The sequence below is a fragment of the Pseudomonas sp. UBT genome, assembly GCF_050915955.1.
Taxonomy (GTDB): Bacteria; Pseudomonadota; Gammaproteobacteria; order Pseudomonadales; family Pseudomonadaceae; genus Aquipseudomonas; species Aquipseudomonas antarctica_A.
This window is the reverse complement of the sequence record NZ_CP168079.1, coordinates 1,636,451-1,653,823: the sequence shown is the minus strand read 5'-3', so window position 1 is coordinate 1,653,823 and position 17,373 is coordinate 1,636,451. Positions and strand designations below refer to the sequence as shown.

Below are 17,373 nucleotides of genomic sequence, written 5' to 3'. Positions count from 1 at the left end.
TAGTTATTGTTCGAATATTTCTAGTTGAGATGGATGCGACTCTGTTGCAATTGCTTTTTCCGCCTTTCTCTTAAGTAGGTATGATTTATAAACTTCGCTGCTTATTTTGTCTAGCACGGAGTCGACCTTGCTATTTTCGTCTTCGTATTTGGTGAATCTGAAAAACTGTAATACTCGAACTAAGTCCTTCCAGTACTCATCTATAGTTAGAGCGTCAGGCTCTACACTTTCGCCAAGTCGAATCTTTTGCTCGCAGTCAAGAAGTAAGTTAAGGCTTGACGTTGGGTCACACAATGGCATTGGAGGCATTTCAGTTTGTTTTTGCCATCCACCATCAAGATAGCTCTTAGCTTGAAGAAAGTGAACTTCATAAAGGTGTAAGCTGCCTACATAGTGTTTATACTCGCCGATCTGACAGCTTATCGAGTTAGCTACTAGTTCCTGTATCATAGTAAAAGCGAAAATATCATGAGGTAACCCCAGGAATGCATCGTTTGAGCGCATGGATGTGAACATATCCAGTTTTCCGTCTCTAACTATGAATTGTAAAGTGCAAGTACAGGGTATGTCCTTGTGAGGTTTCAAAATGTCTTTTGCATCGAAAAGCTGAATTACCGCCTGCCGAGTTGTAGAGCGATTCTTGAGTGTATTAATGATATTTAATAATTGAGCATTTCGACCTTTGCCACAAAGCCTGGGGCCATAAGCACCATATACAGTTTTTCGGTCATCTGAGCTTTTTATATAGTTAGGAATATAGTAGCTAATAAATTTTAGATCTTTAGAACCGGCCAAATACCAAGTTAGCTCGCCTAAGCAGCTAAAAAGCTTTCCTTTGCCTTCAGCTCTACTTAATCTGGCTCTGGGTTTTTTTAGATGAAGCAAGATGCCTGTGATCTCTTTGAAGCTGCCTTTGCTTGCTACTATCTTATTCCGCTTTTTTAGCAGTCTGGTATATATGTTATTTAGCAGGTCGTCGAGCGTTTCCTCGCGTATATACATTATTTCTCCCTAATCCAGCGCTACAGCTATTTAAAATCCTCAGTTTAAAATTTTAAGACTGATCATAAACAGGGTTGTCAAAAAAAAGCAAAAACTGTTCGGGGGCAGGCTGTTGCAATAGAACTATTTGTTCAGCCTTCATGGCCTTGGCACAGCTAATTATTTTGCTTCGACAGCCCTCATGTGCGCCCAAGCGTAATGCTTTTTGTCGTACTTCTATAGTAACGTCATAATGTGGATAAGAGGCGGACGCCTGGAACCATGAACGTTTCAGCCCAAGAGTACGTGCAAAGCCGTGCAGTTCCTCTAGAGAATCAGCAACTAAATGGCACCACTCTCTTCCCTGCCATTTTATTTTTACGTTATCTACGTAAATAGCCATTTTCGATTTTCCATCCGAAATGCTTAAAAGCTTGGTTTGAGCGCTTATGTATAGGATGACTTACTCAAATAGAGTATTCAGCCGATTGGTATCAAACGTCTGTCCGGTGGTGAGCTAAAGACCATCTGCAAATGCCCCCGTGGTTGATAATATATACGACCTCTCGTTATCAGGGTTCTCCTTGTCAGAGATAACCTTTTTATAAGCTTTTGTGAAGCTTGTGAGGTCGGTTTGGAGGACGAGGCGGAGGACGAGGCGGAGGTCGTGCGGTTGTACGATATCTAGCCGTCTTACTCCTCTCTCTACTATCGCTCATAAATGACTGCGGTCGGCCTAAGGCCGCAGAGCACTCGGCTTGAGTCAGGCGCGACTCGACACACAAAAAAGCCCCAGGTCTTTCGACCTGGGGCTTTTTCATGCGTATCTGGTGCACCCGGCGGGATTCGAACCCACGACCCCTGCCTTCGGAGGGCAGTACTCTATCCAGCTGAGCTACGGATGCTTGTGCGGGCGACATCATACCCATGTCGCCCTTGGGCGTCCATGCCGGTCTTTGGCCGTTTATGGGTAGGAATTTGCTGCACCGAGGCCCTGCGCCGGGGACCAGTGATCAATACGTCGGAACCTGGCCGAACGACGCTGATCAGAAAGATTCGGCAAATGCGCCGTTTTCGTTCTTTTTTTCGAACAGACTATTGCCCTGTACCCCCATTGATCCTAGGATTCGTTTGAGATTTCAAACGCTCTGTCTCCCGTGCGCTTTTTCATTATTCCCGCGCGCTGGGGCTGATTTCCCTGACGGCAGCCCACAAGGCGCCTTTCAACAACTCTAATTCGCTCCGCGTGCGCGCGGTGCTGTTAAGGAAAGCCGACATGCAGCTCAAAGATACCCAGTTGTTCCGCCAACAAGCCTTTATCGATGGCGCATGGGTCGATGCGGACAACGGTCAAACCATCAAGGTTAACAACCCTGCCACGGGCGAAATTCTCGGCACCGTGCCGAAGATGGGCGCCGCCGAAACTCGCCGCGCCATCGAAGCCGCCGACAAGGCCCTGCCGGCCTGGCGTGCACTCACCGCCAAAGACCGCGCCAACAAGCTGCGTCGTTGGTTTGAGCTGATCATCGAGAACCAGGAAGACCTGGCTCGCCTCATGACCCTGGAGCAGGGTAAGCCGCTGGCCGAAGCCAAAGGCGAAATCGTCTACGCGGCCTCGTTTATCGAGTGGTTCGCCGAAGAAGCCAAGCGCGTCTACGGTGATGTCATTCCCGGCCATCAGCCGGACAAGCGCCTGATCGTAATCAAGCAGCCGATCGGCGTTACCGCCGCCATTACGCCGTGGAACTTCCCGGCCGCCATGATCACCCGTAAAGCCGGCCCGGCCCTGGCCGCCGGTTGCACCATGGTGCTCAAGCCTGCGTCGCAAACCCCGTTTTCGGCGTTCGCCCTGGCTGAACTGGCCCAGCGTGCGGGCATTCCAAAAGGGGTGTTCAGCGTGGTCTCCGGCAGCGCCGGCGATATCGGCAGCGAGCTGACCAGCAACCCGATCGTGCGTAAATTGTCCTTCACTGGCTCCACCGAAATCGGTCGCCAGCTGATGGCCGAGTGCGCCAAGGACATCAAGAAAGTCTCCCTGGAACTGGGCGGTAACGCGCCGTTCATCGTGTTCGACGACGCGGACCTGGATAAGGCCGTCGAAGGCGCGATCATTTCCAAGTACCGCAACAACGGCCAGACGTGCGTCTGCGCCAACCGCCTGTACATCCAGGATTCGGTGTACGACGCGTTCGCCGAAAAACTCAAGGTGGCCGTGGCCAAACTCAAGATCGGCAACGGTCTGGAAGAAGGCACCACCACCGGCCCGCTGATCGACGAAAAAGCTGTGGCCAAGGTTCAGGAGCACATTGCTGATGCCCTGAGCAAAGGCGCCAAGCTGCTGGCCGGTGGCAAGGTGATGGAAGGCAACTTCTTCGAACCGACTATTCTGGTGAATGTGCCGAAAGACGCGGCTGTGGCCAAGGAAGAAACCTTCGGCCCGCTGGCGCCGCTGTTCCGCTTCAAAGACGAAGCCGAAGTGATCGCGATGTCCAACGACACCGAGTTCGGCCTGGCCTCCTACTTCTATGCCCGCGACCTGGGCCGTGTGTTCCGTGTGGCTGAAGCCCTGGAATACGGCATGGTCGGCGTCAACACCGGGTTGATCTCCAACGAAGTGGCGCCGTTCGGCGGCATCAAGGCTTCGGGCCTGGGCCGTGAAGGCTCCAAGTACGGGATCGAGGATTACCTGGAAATCAAATACCTCTGCCTGGGCATCTAAGTGCTGTAAGGGATAAGCCCGGCAAGAGATTGCAGTAAACGCAGAGGGCACGAGAGCGCTGACCCTTTGCGTGTTTCAAGACGTTATTCGTAGTGGCCGGGAAAGCTGTGGCAGTCGATCATCGCATGCTGCCGTAGTTGCCTCCCCGCCACGTATTCCTTGGACCCCGCCACCCGATGAGTGGCGAATGAGGACTTTATGAGCAAGACCAACGCCTCCCTGATGAAACGCCGCGAAGCCGCTGTACCACGCGGTGTTGGCCAGATTCACCCGATCTTCGCCGAGTCGGCAAAGAACGCAACCGTGACCGACGTTGAAGGTCGCGAGTTCATCGACTTCGCCGGCGGTATCGCCGTGCTGAACACCGGCCACGTGCACCCGAAAATCATCGCCGCCGTGACCGCGCAGTTGAACAAACTGACTCACACCTGCTTCCAGGTACTGGCCTACGAGCCTTACGTGGAACTGTGCGAAAAAGTCAACGCCAAGGTGCCAGGCGATTTCGCCAAGAAAACCCTGCTGGTCACCACCGGTTCCGAAGCCGTTGAAAACGCCGTGAAAATCGCCCGTGCCGCCACTGGCCGTGCCGGCGTGATCGCCTTCACCGGCGCCTACCACGGCCGCACCATGATGACCCTGGGCCTGACCGGTAAAGTCGTGCCTTACTCGGCCGGTATGGGCCTGATGCCCGGCGGCGTGTTCCGTGCGCTGTTCCCGAACGAACTGCACGGTGTGAGCGACGATGATTCCATCGCCAGCATCGAACGCATCTTCAAAAACGATGCCGAGCCGCGTGATATCGCGGCCATCATCATCGAGCCGGTGCAGGGCGAAGGCGGTTTCTACGTCGCGCCTAAGTCGTTCATGAAGCGCCTGCGTGAGCTGTGCGACAAGCACGGCATCCTGCTGATCGCCGACGAAGTGCAAACCGGTGCCGGCCGTACCGGTACGTTCTTCGCCATGGAACAGATGGGCGTTGCTGCCGACCTGACCACCTTCGCCAAATCCATCGCCGGTGGCTTCCCGCTGGCCGGTGTGTGCGGCAAGGCTGAATACATGGACGCCATCGCCCCAGGTGGCCTGGGCGGCACTTATGCCGGTAGCCCGATCGCTTGCGCTGCTGCTTTGGCGGTGATGGAAGTGTTCGAAGAAGAGCACCTGCTGGACCGCTGCAAGGCTGTCGGCGAGCGCTTGGTGACCGGCCTCAAAGCCATTCAAGCCAAGTACCCGGTGATCGGTGAAGTGCGTGCCCTCGGCGCGATGATCGCGGTGGAGCTGTTCGTAGACGGCGACAGCCACAAGCCGAACGCGGCTGCTGTTGCCTCCGTGGTCGCCAAGGCGCGCGACAAGGGCCTGATCCTGCTGTCCTGCGGTACCTACGGCAACGTGTTGCGCGTACTGGTCCCGCTGACCTCGCCGGACGAGCAGTTGGACAAAGGCTTGGCGATCATCGAAGAGTGCTTCTCCGAGCTGTAAGCGGACCCTGACCTGATCGACAGAAAAAACCCGCCTCGGCGGGTTTTTTTGTGCCGGGTGCAGCACATTCAGGCCTTGTTCATTGTACGTAGGCAGCGTGATTGTCTAAGGTGCAGGCATTGCCGATGGAGCGTGCTGGATGACTGCTGTTGATTTACCGGCTGTACCCCGAGTGTTGATTGCCGAGGCGGACCCTTGGTCGCGGGATCTGCTCAAGCAAGTGTTGTTGAATGTGCGCTGCGACGCACGGCTGGATGTGTGTGCCGATGGGCAGCAAGCCGCCACGCTGCTGCAAGAAAAAGCCTACGACCTGATCCTGGCGGATTGGGAGCTGCCGGGCATCGATGGCCTGAGCCTGCTGCGCAACGTGCGCCAGAAGCGCCGCTCGCCCGCGCTGCCGTTTATTCTGCTGAGCAGTCGCAATGACAGTGCCAGCGTGCGTGAAGCCTTGCCCCTGGCGCCGACGGCGTACCTGACCAAACCCCTGAATATGGAAGGCCTGACCCAGCGGCTGCAAGACCTGCTGCTTAATGAAGGCGAAAGCGTGTATTGCGAAATTCCACCGCTGGCGCCGGGCATGACCTTGCCGGTGTTCCTGGAGCGTCGCCGCGACGCCTGCGATGGCGCGCCGTTGCGGGTCGACGTGAAGGCTGCCGTGCAACAGAGCCTCGGGCCGGATGGCCTGGACCTCCAGCGTCTGGAAGACCGGGTGCGCCTGGACCCGCAAATCACCGCCGTGCTCATCGCCGCGGCCAACAGCGCCGGGCATCATGGCTCGCCGGTACAACACCTGCCGGGCGCGCTGCACAAGCTGGTGCCCGGGCAGAGCATGAACCTGATCCTGGGCCTGACCCTCAAGCACAACGTGGTATTGGGCGATCCGGCGCTAATGGACTACGCCGAGCGCCACTGGCAATTGTCCCAGGCCACTGCCGACTATGCCCGCCGCCTCGCGCGCATGCTGGATCTGGACCACGAGCGCTGTTACAGCGCCGCTATCCTGCATCGGCTGGGGGACTTGGCGCTGTTGCGCTGCCTGGAAGATTGGCGCCTGGGCGGTGGTGCATTGGATGATGAAGTGATTGGCGAATCCCTGTTCACCTTTGGCGCGGCCTATGGGTCGGCGTTGCGCACGCGTTGGCGCTTGCCGTTGGAGTTGCGTCAGTTGATCGCGGCGACCTATTCACTCGAAGGCGGGGTGTATTCGCGGGAGGCGCTGGTGGTGAACCTGGCCGCGCAAATGGCGCGCCTGACCGAGCATGAGGGGCTCGAAGAACTTGCCAAAGGCAAGACTGCGCGGTTGCTGAAAGTGGGATTGTCGGAGCTGATGCGGGTGCGTAAAGCCTGACAAAAATACACTCACCCCCGCATTTTGTTCAGTGCTAGCCCGCTATTACGCGGTTTTTGCCCTGGCGCTTTGCTTCGTACATGGCGGCATCGGCCCGCGCGAACAGGCTGTCCAGGGTTGAGTCGCCTTCGCGCAGGTTGGCCAAGCCCTGGCTGACGGTCACGGTAAACGCCCGGCCCTCATAGCTGAAACCCAATGCCTGGATTTCTTTGCCCAGGCGTTCAGCCACCTGCATCGCCATCTCCGGTGCGCAACCGGGCAGCACCGCGGCGAATTCTTCGCCGCCAATACGCCCGAACAGATCGCCACGGCGCAATACACCTCGACCGCTCTCGGCGATACGCCGCAAGACCTGATCGCCCTCCAGGTGGCCGTAGCTGTCGTTGACGTCTTTGAAGTCATCGATGTCCAGCAACAGGAATGCCAGCGGCGCGCCCTGGGCGCAGGCGTTGTCGAAGGCTTGATTGGCACACTCGAAAAAATGCCTGCGGTTGCTGCTCTGGGTCAGCACGTCGGTGGTGGCCAGGCGGTGCAGCTCTAACGCCATCTGCTTCTTTTCGGTGATGTCCTCGGCCATGCCGACGACGATCTTCGGCTCTCCGGGCTCGACCTGCTGGTTGATATAACATTTGTCGCTCAGCCAACGAATTTGCCCGTCGGCAGTGATGATGCGGTACTCACGGTCCTCCACGGCACCGTGCTCCAGCACGCGAGCGAGACTGTATTCGGCATAGTCGAGGTCTTCAGGGTGAATGCTGTTGCGCCATTCCCGGTAATCGGCCAACAGCAAACCGGCCGAGCGGCCGAACACCCGCTCGTAGGCCGGGCTCACGTACAGCACGCGACGTGTTTCCCAATCAATGGCCCACAGCACGGCATTCACACTGACCAGCAGTGAGCTCAGCAATTGCTCGCGCTCGCTCAACCGCTCGACTTCACCCTGGGCGTGCATCAGCGCCAACAGGGTTGCCGCCGCGGCTGGGCGAGGGGGCTCAGCAGTGGGGGCGTCGGGCAGGCAGGGCTTTTCGTGGACCATCGGTGCAACTCTCTCTGGGCGCGCCGCAGGATGGAACAGCGGTCACTACAAGGTTCACCATGATGGCGAAGTGTTCTTTGAGAGAGGGTAATTGCAGTGAAGTTCCGTGATCGTGACGGATTCGTGGTGCCCGGAAAATGGCGCCAGAAAGAGGGTATGTGGGAGGGCTGGCCCTCCCACAGTGCCGTCAGACCGCTGCAGGGCGCAGCGAATAGGTCTTCAGTTGGTGGGCGAAGTCACGCAGGGACTGGATGCCACTGGCTTCGGCCTCGTGCACCCATTCCTTGATCGCCGCCAGCATATCGTGGCCATTGGAACTGGTCTTCAGCCAGATCTGCTGCAACGCCAGGCGTTTTTCGTAGATCACCGTCAAGGCATGGCTGTGTTCCAGCATGCTCTGGATACGCACGTGGTGGCGGTCATCCAGCAGGCTGGTCTCACGCGACAGCAGGCGCTTGGCACGGTGGAATTGGTGGCGGACCGAATGATCGACCTTCTCCAGCTCCTGCTTGACCAGCGGGCCGATCACCAACTTGCGGTATTGGGCCATGATCTGGAAGCGGTTGTTGAGGATCGCCATGGCGGTATCCATGTCCAGGTTGCCTTTGCCCTCAACGCGGTGCGCGATTGGCGCGACGCGCTGCACCTTGGCCAGGCGCAGGAAGCTGAACACTTTGATCCACGCCCAGCCCAGGTCGAACTCCCACTTCTTGACCGACAGCTTGGCCGAGTTCGGGTAGGTATGGTGGTTGTTGTGCAGTTCTTCGCCACCGACGATGATGCCCCATGGCACCAGGTTGGTCGCCGCGTCGCGGCATTCGAAGTTGCGGTAGCCGATGGCATGCCCCAGGCCGTTGATGACGCCGGCGGCCCAGAACGGAATCCACATCATCTGGATCGCCCAGATGGTGATGCCGATGGTGCCGAACAGCAGCAGGTCGATAACGCCCATGATCGCCACGCCCAGCAGTGGGTAAGGCGTGTAGATTTTGCGCTCGATCCAGTCGTCCGGGCAGTTCTTGCCATAGATGCGCAGGGTCTCGGGGTTTTCCGCCTCGGCGCGGTACAGCTCGGCCCCCTTGCGCAGCACGGTGGACAGGCCTTTGATGACCGGGCTGTGCGGGTCGTCGACGGTTTCACATTTGGCGTGGTGTTTGCGGTGGATAGCAGTCCACTCGCGGGTGTTCTGTGCCGTGGTCAACCACAGCCAGAAGCGGAAGAAGTGTTTCAGGCCGGCATTGAGCTCCAGGGAGCGATGGGCTGAATAGCGGTGCAGATAAACCGTGACCCCAACGATGGTCACGTGGGTCATCAACAGAGTGACTGCCACCAGTTGCCAGGCTGACAGGTCAAGAAAACCGTTGTACCACATAGGCTGTATGGCCCTCAGATAAAGTAAAAAACAGCTCACGCATTATCACTAAGCCTACAGAGAAAACCAGCCGCCCTTTCAGATAGAAGTGACTGGATGTTTCTTATTCTATAATCCGCGGCCTTTGTGGGGCGATTTTGTTTTTTTGGTAAGGATTACTGACCCTATGCTGTTTTCATACCGAGGTGCCCTGCGTGTGGGGCTGGTATATCTGCTGGTTTCGATTGTGTGGCTCCAGCTCAGCCATCATCTATTGATCGACTTTCTCGATGACCCGCGGGAGTTGGTCCGCTGGCTTCAGCTGCGCGGCTATGTGTGGGTGGCCCTCAGTGCGTTGGTTATTTATCTGATTTGCGCCCGTTTTGCCCGCGCCCACCAGTTTCAGCAACCCCTGCAGGAAAACCGCGAGCGCCTGCGCCAGGCGGCCGCCGTGTTCGATTGCACGCGCGAAGGGGTGCTGGTCACCGACGCCCAAGGGCTGATTGTGCACGTCAACCGAGCGTTCATGGAGATCACCGGCTACTGCCGCGAAGACGTCATGGGCGAGCGGCCCAGCCTGTTCAAATCCGGGCGCCATTCGTCGAATTTTTATCAGCAGATGTTCCAGGTTCTGGATCACGAGGGTGAGTGGAGCGGCGAAATCTGGAACCGGCGTAAAAGCGGTGAGATTTATCCCCAGTGGCAAACCATCCGTGTGATCCACGATGACCAAGGCCAGGTCAGCCATCACGTCGCGGTGTTTTCCGATATCAGCGCCATCAAGGACTCCGAGCACGAACTGGCGCACCTCGCCCATCACGACCCGCTGACCGACCTGCCCAACCGCCTGCTGTTTACCGACCGCGCCGAACAGGCGCTGGCCTCGGCGCAAGTGCACAAGCGCGGCTGCGCGTTGCTGTTGATGGACCTGGACCACTTCAAGATCATTAACGACAGCCTCGGCCATAACGTCGGTGATCAGTTGCTCAAGGCGGTGGGCGAGCGGCTAAAAGGCCTGTTTGGCCCCGGCGTGACGCTGGCGCGCCTGGGTGGGGACGAGTTCGCCGTGCTGGCCGAAAGTTGTCCACAGGTGATTCAGGCTGCCGCGATGGCACAGCGCATGCTCGATGCGATGAAAGAACCGTTCGTGTTCGATGGCAACCCGTTGTTTATCAGCGCCAGCGTCGGCATCAGCCTGTTCCCCAGCGATGCCCTGAGCGCCCAACAGTTGCTGCGCAATGCCGACTCGGCGCTGTTCAAGGCCAAGAGCGCCGGCCGCGAAGGGTATGCGTTGTACACCGAAGAGCTGACCGCCCACGCGCAGAATCGCGTGGAAATCGCCAGCGAACTGCGCCGCGCCCTCGAGCAGCAAGAGCTGCGTGTGTATTACCAGCCTGTGCATAACCTGCAGGACAGCCGCCTGATCGGTGTCGAAGCGCTGGTGCGCTGGCAACACCCGGAGCGCGGCCTGGTGCCGCCGGGCGAATTTATCCCCATCGCCGAGCGCACCGGGCTGATTGCCGATATCGATGCGTGGGTGATGGACCAGGCCTGCCGCCAGATGTGCCAGTGGTTGGCCGATGGCGCGCCGCTGAGTTTTATTGCGGTGAATGTCTCCAGCCGTCTGTTCGCCCGACGCGAGCTGTACGAGCAAGTCGCCCAAGTGCTGCATGCCACTGGCCTTGATCCGGCGTTCCTGGAGCTGGAAGTCACCGAAAGCGCGGTGATGGATGACCCCGAAGTGGCCCTTGAGCAACTGCATCGCCTGCGTGAACTGGGCTTGCGCCTGGCCATTGATGACTTCGGCACCGGCTATTCATCGCTGCTGCGCCTCAAGCGCTTGCCGGTGCAGAAGCTCAAGATCGACCAGGGTTTTGTCGCCGGTGTACCGTGGGATGAAGACGACGCCGCCATCGTGCGCGTGGTGATCGCCCTGGCGAAAAGCATGGGCATGCAGGTGCAGGCCGAAGGCATCGAGCAGGTTGAGCAGGCGCGGTTTCTGTCGGAGCAGGAGTGCGATATGGGGCAGGGTTATTGGTTCGGGCGGCCGATGCCGGCAAATGAAATTGATTGGGAGCGTGCGCCAGCTATCAGGACTTGAAATACAGTCAAAATGTGGGAGCGGGCTTGCTCGCGAAAGCGGTCTGTCAGAAACAGGTGTATTGACTGATTCACCGCATTCGCGAGCAAGCCCGCTCCCACCTTTGGATTTCGGCATGGCTTATTTTCAGTGTCGCACGCGTAAAAAACCTCGCAACCCCACGTCCTGCCAGAAAATTCTTTCTGGTTATATAAACATTCTTAAATAGTATTTTTAAGAATATCCGCGCTTATCTACTATCGCCCTCACGCCGCAAGCAGTGCCGCCACTGCCAGGCACTATTCTTTTCAGGAGCGAGACCATGAGCGCATCTCTACGTAGCGTCGACGGCCAGGACGAAGCAGCCATTTTGCGCGAGATCCAGAGCGCCTTGCGCGACCTGCGGTTTGGCGCGGTGGAAATCACTGTGCATAACGCCCAAGTGGTACAGATCGAACGCAAAGAAAAATTCCGTTTGCAGAACCCGGGTAACAAACCGAGCTAAGCAAAAACGGCGATAGACCCGCAACTATAAGAAAAAGCCAACACCCAGAATTTCAGGAGCCTTCTATGTCGTCGATTCGCCGTTATGCCCTGGCCGCACTGGCCAGTGCCGTGTTTGCCGGTTCCGCTGTTGCCAAGGACTACGAGTTGCTGAACGTCTCGTATGACCCTACCCGTGAGCTGTACCAGGACTACAACGCTGAATTCACCAGCTTCTGGAAGAAAGAGCTCCCGGGTGACAACGTCAAGATCCAGCAATCCCACGGTGGTTCCGGCAAACAAGGCCGTGCGGTGATCGACGGCCTGCGCGCCGACGTCGTGACCCTGGCCCTGGCCGGCGACATCGACGAAATCGCAAAGCTGGGCAAGACCCTGCCGGAAAACTGGCAAACCCGTTTGCCGGACGCCAGCACCCCGTACACCTCGACCATCGTGTTCCTGGTGCGCAAGGGCAACCCTAAAGGCATCAAGGACTGGGGTGACCTGATCAAGAAAGACGTTTCGGTCATTACCCCGAACCCGAAAACCTCCGGCGGTGCCCGCTGGAACTTCCTCGCCGCCTGGGCCTATGGCCTCAAAGCCGGCGGCAGCGAAGCCAAGGCCCAGGAATACGTTCAAGCGCTGTTCAAGCATGTGCCGATCCTCGACACCGGCGCTCGTGGCTCGACCATTACCTTCGTCAACAACGGTCAGGGCGACGTGTTGCTGGCCTGGGAAAATGAGGCATTCCTGGCCCTGAAAGAAGACGGTGGCGCCGACAAGTTCGACATCGTCGTGCCATCCCTGTCGATTCTTGCGGAGCCGCCGGTGGCCGTGGTTGACAAGAACGCCGAGAAAAAGGGCAATACCGAGATTGCCACTGAATACCTCAAGCACCTGTACAGCCCGGCTGGCCAGGAGATTGCGGCGAAGAACTTCTACCGCCCACGCGATGAGAAAGTCGCCGCCAAATACGCCCAGCAGTTCCCGAAACTGGACCTGGTGACTATCGACAAAGACTTCGGCGGCTGGAAAACTGCCCAACCGAAATTCTTCAATGACGGTGGCGTGTTCGACCAGATTTACACGGCGCAGTAAGCCAAAGTACCTGTAGGAGCCCCGCTTCTCTCTGTGAGCTGGCTTGTGTGGGAGCCGGGCTTGCCCGCGATAGCATCACCGCAGTGTGGCTGACACACCGAGGTGGCTGCATCGCGGGCAAGCGCGGCTCCCACATAAACCAGCTCCCACAGAGGAGCGCGCTCCTACAGTGGTTTCTACCTTTTAACCAAGGACTCTTATGTCGCGTCGTATTTCCCCCGTCATACCCGGCTTCGGGCTGACGCTGGGCTACACCGTGGTGTACCTCAGCCTGATCGTACTCATCCCCCTTGCGGCGATGTTTGTGCACGCCGCTCAACTCACCTGGGATCAGTTCTGGGCCATTATTTCCGCACCACGCGTGCTGGCGGCGTTGAAACTGAGCTTCAGCACCGCGTTGTACGCCGCGCTGATCAATGGCGTAATCGGTACGCTGCTGGCCTGGGTGCTGGTGCGTTACACCTTCCCCGGCCGCAAGATCATCGATGCGATGATCGACCTGCCGTTCGCCCTGCCCACCGCCGTGGCCGGTATCGCGCTGACCGCGCTGTACACGCCGACCGGCCTGGTCGGTCAGTTCGCGGCCGACCTGGGCTTCAAGATTGCCTACAGCCCCTTGGGCATCACCCTGGCGCTGACCTTTGTCACGCTGCCCTTCGTGGTGCGTACGGTGCAGCCGGTGCTCGCCGATATCCCCCGGGAAATCGAAGAAGCCGCCGCCTGCCTGGGCGCCAAGCCATTGCAGGTGTTCCGCTACATTCTCGTGCCCGCATTGCTGCCCGCCTGGCTGACCGGCTTCGCGCTGGCGTTTGCCCGTGGCGTGGGTGAGTACGGCTCGGTGATCTTCATCGCCGGCAACATGCCGATGAAAACCGAGATCCTGCCGCTGCTGATCATGGTCAAGCTCGACCAATACGACTACCGCGGCGCCACCTCCATTGGCGTGCTGATGCTGGTGGTTTCCTTTGTCCTGCTGCTGCTGATCAACTTGTTGCAGCGGCGCATCGAACGTCCATAAGGAGGCGCGGAACATGTCCCAATCGTCTATTTCCGCCGCGTCCTCGGCCAACGCCGCCCGTCGTGGCAGCGCGGTGTCCCGGCGCATCCTGATCAGCCTGGGCTGGCTGGTGTTCTTCCTGTTCCTGCTGCTGCCGCTGTTTATCGTGGTGTCCCAGGGCTTGAAGAATGGCCTCGGCGCATTCTTCACCGCAATCCTTGAACCCGACGCGCTGTCGGCGCTGAAGCTCACGGTGATCGCCGTGGTAATTTCGGTGCCGCTCAACGTGGTATTCGGGGTCAGCGCCGCCTGGTGCGTGAGCAAGTACTCGTTCCGTGGCAAGAGCATCCTGGTCACGTTGATCGACCTGCCGTTCTCGGTGTCGCCGGTGATCGCGGGCCTGGTCTATGTGCTGATGTTCGGCGCCCAGGGCTTCTTCGGCCCGTGGCTGCAGGATCATGACATCCAGATCGTGTTCGCCTTGCCGGGCATTGTGCTGGCGACCATTTTCGTGACGGTGCCGTTCGTGGCCCGTGAACTGATCCCGCTGATGCAGGAGCAGGGCACCCAGGAAGAAGAGGCCGCGCGCCTGCTCGGTGCGAATGGCTGGCAGATGTTCTGGCATGTGACCGTGCCGAACATCAAATGGGGCCTGATCTACGGCGTGGTGCTGTGTACTGCGCGGGCCATGGGTGAGTTCGGCGCGGTGTCGGTGGTGTCCGGCCACATTCGCGGCGTCACCAACACCCTGCCGCTGCACGTCGAGATCCTCTACAACGAATACAACCATGTCGCAGCGTTTGCCGTCGCGAGCCTGTTGCTGATCCTGGCGCTCTTCATCCTGCTGCTCAAGCAGTGGAGCGAGAACCGTATCAACCGCCTGCGCAAAAGCGCCGGTGAGGAATAAGTCATGTCGATTGAAGTCCGTAATGTCAGCAAGAATTTCAACGCCTTCAAGGCCCTGAACAGCATCAATCTGGACATCCAGAGTGGCGAGTTGGTGGCGTTGCTGGGCCCGTCCGGCTGCGGCAAGACTACCTTGCTGCGCATCATTGCCGGGCTGGAAACCCCGGATGACGGCAGCATTGTGTTCCACGGTGAAGACGTGTCCGGCCACGACGTGCGGGATCGCAACGTCGGTTTTGTGTTCCAGCACTACGCGTTGTTCCGCCACATGACAGTGTTCGACAACGTCGCCTTCGGCCTGCGCATGAAGCCGAAAAACCAGCGCCCGAGCGAAAGCCAGATCGCGGTCAAGGTTCACGAACTGCTGAACATGGTGCAGCTCGATTGGTTGTCTGATCGCTATCCGGAGCAACTGTCCGGTGGCCAGCGCCAGCGTATCGCCCTGGCCCGTGCGCTGGCGGCGGAGCCCAAAGTCTTGCTGCTGGACGAACCGTTCGGTGCCCTCGACGCCAAGGTCCGTAAAGAACTGCGCCGCTGGCTGGCGCGCCTGCACGAAGACATCAACCTGACGTCGGTGTTTGTGACGCACGACCAGGAAGAGGCGATGGAAGTCGCCGACCGTATCGTGGTGATGAACAAGGGCGTGATCGAGCAGATCGGCTCACCGGGCGACGTCTACGAAAACCCGGCCAGCGATTTTGTGTACCACTTCCTCGGCGACTCCAACCGCCTGCACCTGGGTGAGGACAAGCACGTGCTGTTCCGCCCGCACGAAGTGTCGCTGTCGCGCCATGAGCTGGAAGACCACCATGCGGCTGAAGTGCGTGATATTCGTCCGCTGGGTGCGACTACACGGGTGACCTTGAAGGTGGAAGGCCAGAGCGAGCTGATTGAAGCTGAAGTGGTGAAAGACCACGACAGCCTCACCGGCCTGGCCCGTGGCGAGACGCTGTTCTTCAAGCCCAAGGTCTGGCAAAAAGCCTAAGCCTACTGCAATACCCATGTGGGAGCGGGCTTGCTCGCGAATGCAGAGTGTCAGTCAATAGATATACCGACTGATACACCGCTTTCGCGAGCAAGCCCGCTCCCACATTTAGACCTTGCTCGGCTTTAGATCACGGCGTTCCACCGGCCCAGACCGTTGCTCTATCTGCTGCTTCAGCTCCTCCCGCAACCCCACCATAAACGCCAGCTCCGCCACCACAAACAACGGCCCGACGATCAGCCCCGAGACGTCATCCACAAACGCCGGCTTCTTGCCTTCGTAATAGTGGCCGACAAACTGAATTACCCAGCCCACCACAAACATCCCGATGCCGCTGCTGAGCCAGACCATCGTGCTCTGTGCGGCCAGTATGTGTCCGGCCCACACCGACAAGCCCATCAACACCGTCATCAGCACGCCCAGCGCGAGCTCCAGACGCAGGTAAAACCACGCTGAAAACAGCGCAAGCATGACGGCAGGCGAGAGCCAGAGCCCGCCCACTGACCCTTCGGGGCGTGACAGCAGCACGGCCACTGCCACGACAATCAGTGGAATGCCGATAAAGTGGCTGGCGATATTGCGGGGGTCGCGATGGTAGGCGGCGTATTGACTGAGATGGTCGACGAGGCTTTTCATTATTGTTCCTCCTGTAGGATGTTTGATCATGCCCTGTCAGCCGGCGACTGACTGTCAGCTGGGCGACAATCTTCGGAGTTGTCATGGACACAGAGAAATGGCACGCGCAGTTGGCCACGGGCCATTGGTTCAGCCACCTGCCGGGTTCTTTTCAGCATAGCCTGCTGGCCCACGCCCGGCAGCGGCAGCTGGCGGCGGGGCAATACCTGTTCAAACGCGGCGACCCGCCGTGTGGCCTGTACGCGGTGCTCGACGGCACGCTGCGCATCAGCGCAGTGAATGAGCACGGCAAGGAAGCGGTATTGAGCCAGGTTGAGCTGCCTTACTGGTTCGGCGAAATCTGCCTGTTCGACGGCCTGCCGCGTACCCATGACGCCTGCGCGGTCGGGCCGTGCACGCTGTTGCAGGTGCCGCAACGGGCGCTGCTGAACATCCTGGATGAAACCCCGCAATACTGGCGCGACCTGGCTTTGCTGATGAGCCAGAAACTGCGCCTGAGTTTCATTGGCCTCGAACACCTCAGCCTGATGCCTGCTTCCGTTCGATTGGCCCACCGCTTATTGATGATTGTTGAGGGTTACGGTGATATCCAACCCTCCAGAAGCAGTGTGCAACTGCCCCAGGAAGACCTGGCGGCGATGTTGAGCCTGTCGCGCCAGACCACCAACGCTTTGCTCAAGGACCTGCAAGCCCAGGGCATCGTGCGCCTGGGCTATGGCGAGATCGAAATCCTTGATGCCCAGCGACTGCGTGAGGCGGCGCACACGCCAGGGTGTTAGCCTGCAAGCCTGATTAATCGAGGTGTGTTATGCGTGTGCTGTTAGTGGAACATGAATCCGAAGAAGCACAGCGGATGGCCCAGGGCTTGAACGAAGCGGGCTACACCGTGGAGGTCGCAGCCAATGGCATGGCGGCGTTGCGTTTCGTGGAAAGCACCGAGTACGACCTGGTCATTCTGGATGTGATGCTGCCGGGCCTGAATGCCTGGAAGTTGCAGCAGGCGATTCGGTTGAAGGGCGAGACGCCGATGTTGTTCTTGACCACGCCGGGCGGGATTGAAGACCGACTGCGTGGCCTGGAACTGCATGAAGATGATTATTTGCTCAAACCGTTCGATGCCAAGGCGTTGGTGGCGCGGGTAAGGAAGTTATTGCGACGTGATCGTGGGCGCTGACTGATCCCGTTCATGGGTTGCCGGGGCTATCGCCATCGCGGGCAAGCCCGCTCCCACATTTGACTGGGTTCACACATCAAAATGTGGGAGGGGGCTTGCTCCC

At 58.6% G+C, this 17,373-nt stretch carries 16 protein-coding genes and 1 tRNA gene; 11 read left to right on the top strand and 6 right to left on the bottom strand.

All coding sequences use genetic code 11. From position 1 onward, the window contains the following. Positions 1-3: 3 nt before the first annotated feature. The 3 genes from ACDZ94_RS07575 to ACDZ94_RS07565 form a co-directional block, all read right to left on the bottom strand. Positions 4-1,002 (bottom strand): thymidylate synthase, encoded by a 999-nt coding sequence (locus ACDZ94_RS07575; protein ID WP_432751278.1) that lies wholly within the window; start codon positions 1,000-1,002, stop codon positions 4-6. A 52-nt stretch (positions 1,003-1,054) separates the two neighbouring features. Then, entirely contained in the window at positions 1,055-1,384 is a 330-nt protein-coding gene (locus tag ACDZ94_RS07570) for a DUF4031 domain-containing protein (protein ID WP_432751277.1), read from the bottom strand. Between the two features lie 425 nt (positions 1,385-1,809). Then, a tRNA-Arg gene (locus ACDZ94_RS07565) sits at positions 1,810-1,886 on the bottom strand. A 371-nt stretch (positions 1,887-2,257) separates the two neighbouring features. On the opposite strand from ACDZ94_RS07565, the gene gabD reads away from it, so the two are divergent. The 3 genes from gabD (at position 2,258) to ACDZ94_RS07550 (ending at position 6,524) form a co-directional block, all read left to right on the top strand. Beyond that, positions 2,258-3,700, top strand: coding sequence for an NADP-dependent succinate-semialdehyde dehydrogenase (gene gabD, locus ACDZ94_RS07560; RefSeq protein ID WP_064450140.1), 1,443 nt, complete (start codon positions 2,258-2,260; stop codon positions 3,698-3,700). Positions 3,701-3,898: 198 nt separating this feature from the next. After that, positions 3,899-5,176 (top strand): 4-aminobutyrate--2-oxoglutarate transaminase, encoded by a 1,278-nt coding sequence (gene gabT / locus ACDZ94_RS07555; RefSeq protein WP_064450141.1) that lies wholly within the window; start codon positions 3,899-3,901, stop codon positions 5,174-5,176. A 139-nt stretch (positions 5,177-5,315) separates the two neighbouring features. Beyond that, positions 5,316-6,524, top strand: coding sequence for an HDOD domain-containing protein (locus tag ACDZ94_RS07550; protein WP_064450142.1), 1,209 nt, complete (start codon positions 5,316-5,318; stop codon positions 6,522-6,524). A 34-nt stretch (positions 6,525-6,558) separates the two neighbouring features. On the opposite strand, the gene ACDZ94_RS07545 is transcribed toward ACDZ94_RS07550, so the two are convergent. Next, positions 6,559-7,560, bottom strand: a complete 1,002-nt coding sequence (locus ACDZ94_RS07545) for a sensor domain-containing diguanylate cyclase (protein WP_432751276.1) — start codon at positions 7,558-7,560, stop codon at positions 6,559-6,561. Positions 7,561-7,747: 187 nt separating this feature from the next. Next, positions 7,748-8,932, bottom strand: coding sequence for a delta-9 fatty acid desaturase DesA (desA, locus tag ACDZ94_RS07540; RefSeq protein ID WP_064450144.1), 1,185 nt, complete (start codon positions 8,930-8,932; stop codon positions 7,748-7,750). A gap of 166 nt (positions 8,933-9,098) precedes the next feature. Between desA and dibA the strand changes: the two genes are divergently transcribed. The 6 genes from dibA to ACDZ94_RS07510 all read left to right on the top strand — a co-directional run bounded on the left by dibA (position 9,099) and on the right by ACDZ94_RS07510 (position 15,460). Continuing rightward, positions 9,099-11,012, top strand: a complete 1,914-nt coding sequence (gene dibA, locus ACDZ94_RS07535; protein WP_432751275.1) for a phosphodiesterase DibA — start codon at positions 9,099-9,101, stop codon at positions 11,010-11,012. Between the two features lie 301 nt (positions 11,013-11,313). Beyond that, positions 11,314-11,496 (top strand): sulfur starvation response protein OscA, encoded by a 183-nt coding sequence (gene oscA, locus ACDZ94_RS07530; protein WP_003170956.1) that lies wholly within the window; start codon positions 11,314-11,316, stop codon positions 11,494-11,496. A 65-nt stretch (positions 11,497-11,561) separates the two neighbouring features. Beyond that, entirely contained in the window at positions 11,562-12,572 is a 1,011-nt protein-coding gene (locus tag ACDZ94_RS07525) for a sulfate ABC transporter substrate-binding protein (protein WP_432751274.1), read from the top strand. A 199-nt stretch (positions 12,573-12,771) separates the two neighbouring features. Further along, entirely contained in the window at positions 12,772-13,590 is an 819-nt protein-coding gene (cysT, locus tag ACDZ94_RS07520; RefSeq protein WP_064450147.1) for a sulfate ABC transporter permease subunit CysT, read from the top strand. A gap of 13 nt (positions 13,591-13,603) precedes the next feature. After that, complete coding sequence (cysW, locus tag ACDZ94_RS07515; RefSeq protein WP_003218139.1) at positions 13,604-14,476, top strand: sulfate ABC transporter permease subunit CysW; 873 nt, start codon at positions 13,604-13,606, stop codon at positions 14,474-14,476. A gap of 3 nt (positions 14,477-14,479) precedes the next feature. Then, positions 14,480-15,460 carry a sulfate/molybdate ABC transporter ATP-binding protein gene (locus ACDZ94_RS07510; protein WP_432751273.1) on the top strand — a complete coding sequence of 327 codons (981 nt, stop codon included), beginning with the start codon at positions 14,480-14,482 and terminating at the stop codon, positions 15,458-15,460. Positions 15,461-15,568: 108 nt separating this feature from the next. On the opposite strand, the gene ACDZ94_RS07505 is transcribed toward ACDZ94_RS07510, so the two are convergent. After that, positions 15,569-16,096, bottom strand: coding sequence for a DUF962 domain-containing protein (locus ACDZ94_RS07505; protein WP_221293632.1), 528 nt, complete (start codon positions 16,094-16,096; stop codon positions 15,569-15,571). A gap of 83 nt (positions 16,097-16,179) precedes the next feature. Here ACDZ94_RS07505 and ACDZ94_RS07500 point away from each other — a divergent pair, with 83 nt between their 5' ends. Together ACDZ94_RS07500 and ACDZ94_RS07495 are read left to right on the top strand one after the other, a co-directional pair. Further along, positions 16,180-16,875, top strand: a complete 696-nt coding sequence (locus tag ACDZ94_RS07500) for a Crp/Fnr family transcriptional regulator (RefSeq protein ID WP_064450149.1) — start codon at positions 16,180-16,182, stop codon at positions 16,873-16,875. A 29-nt stretch (positions 16,876-16,904) separates the two neighbouring features. Beyond that, complete coding sequence (locus tag ACDZ94_RS07495) at positions 16,905-17,270, top strand: response regulator (RefSeq protein WP_064450150.1); 366 nt, start codon at positions 16,905-16,907, stop codon at positions 17,268-17,270. The last annotated feature ends 103 nt before the right edge of the window (positions 17,271-17,373 follow it).

What these genes read in the sequence shown, in the direction of transcription:
- ACDZ94_RS07570 (WP_432751277.1), bottom strand. Translation starts at nt 1,384, where the DNA reads ATGGCTATTTACGTAGATAACGTAAAAATAAAATGGCAGGGAAGAGAG.
- ACDZ94_RS07525 (WP_432751274.1), top strand. Translation starts at nt 11,562, where the DNA reads ATGTCGTCGATTCGCCGTTATGCCCTGGCCGCACTGGCCAGTGCCGTG.
- cysT (WP_064450147.1), top strand. Translation starts at nt 12,772, where the DNA reads ATGTCGCGTCGTATTTCCCCCGTCATACCCGGCTTCGGGCTGACGCTG.
- gabD (WP_064450140.1), top strand. Translation starts at nt 2,258, where the DNA reads ATGCAGCTCAAAGATACCCAGTTGTTCCGCCAACAAGCCTTTATCGAT.
- dibA (WP_432751275.1), top strand. Translation starts at nt 9,099, where the DNA reads ATGCTGTTTTCATACCGAGGTGCCCTGCGTGTGGGGCTGGTATATCTG.
- gabT (WP_064450141.1), top strand. Translation starts at nt 3,899, where the DNA reads ATGAGCAAGACCAACGCCTCCCTGATGAAACGCCGCGAAGCCGCTGTA.
- ACDZ94_RS07545 (WP_432751276.1), bottom strand. Translation starts at nt 7,560, where the DNA reads ATGGTCCACGAAAAGCCCTGCCTGCCCGACGCCCCCACTGCTGAGCCC.
- cysW (WP_003218139.1), top strand. Translation starts at nt 13,604, where the DNA reads ATGTCCCAATCGTCTATTTCCGCCGCGTCCTCGGCCAACGCCGCCCGT.
- desA (WP_064450144.1), bottom strand. Translation starts at nt 8,932, where the DNA reads ATGTGGTACAACGGTTTTCTTGACCTGTCAGCCTGGCAACTGGTGGCA.
- ACDZ94_RS07500 (WP_064450149.1), top strand. Translation starts at nt 16,180, where the DNA reads ATGGACACAGAGAAATGGCACGCGCAGTTGGCCACGGGCCATTGGTTC.
- ACDZ94_RS07550 (WP_064450142.1), top strand. Translation starts at nt 5,316, where the DNA reads ATGACTGCTGTTGATTTACCGGCTGTACCCCGAGTGTTGATTGCCGAG.
- oscA (WP_003170956.1), top strand. Translation starts at nt 11,314, where the DNA reads ATGAGCGCATCTCTACGTAGCGTCGACGGCCAGGACGAAGCAGCCATT.
- ACDZ94_RS07510 (WP_432751273.1), top strand. Translation starts at nt 14,480, where the DNA reads ATGTCGATTGAAGTCCGTAATGTCAGCAAGAATTTCAACGCCTTCAAG.
- ACDZ94_RS07495 (WP_064450150.1), top strand. Translation starts at nt 16,905, where the DNA reads ATGCGTGTGCTGTTAGTGGAACATGAATCCGAAGAAGCACAGCGGATG.
- ACDZ94_RS07575 (WP_432751278.1), bottom strand. Translation starts at nt 1,002, where the DNA reads ATGTATATACGCGAGGAAACGCTCGACGACCTGCTAAATAACATATAT.
- ACDZ94_RS07505 (WP_221293632.1), bottom strand. Translation starts at nt 16,096, where the DNA reads ATGAAAAGCCTCGTCGACCATCTCAGTCAATACGCCGCCTACCATCGC.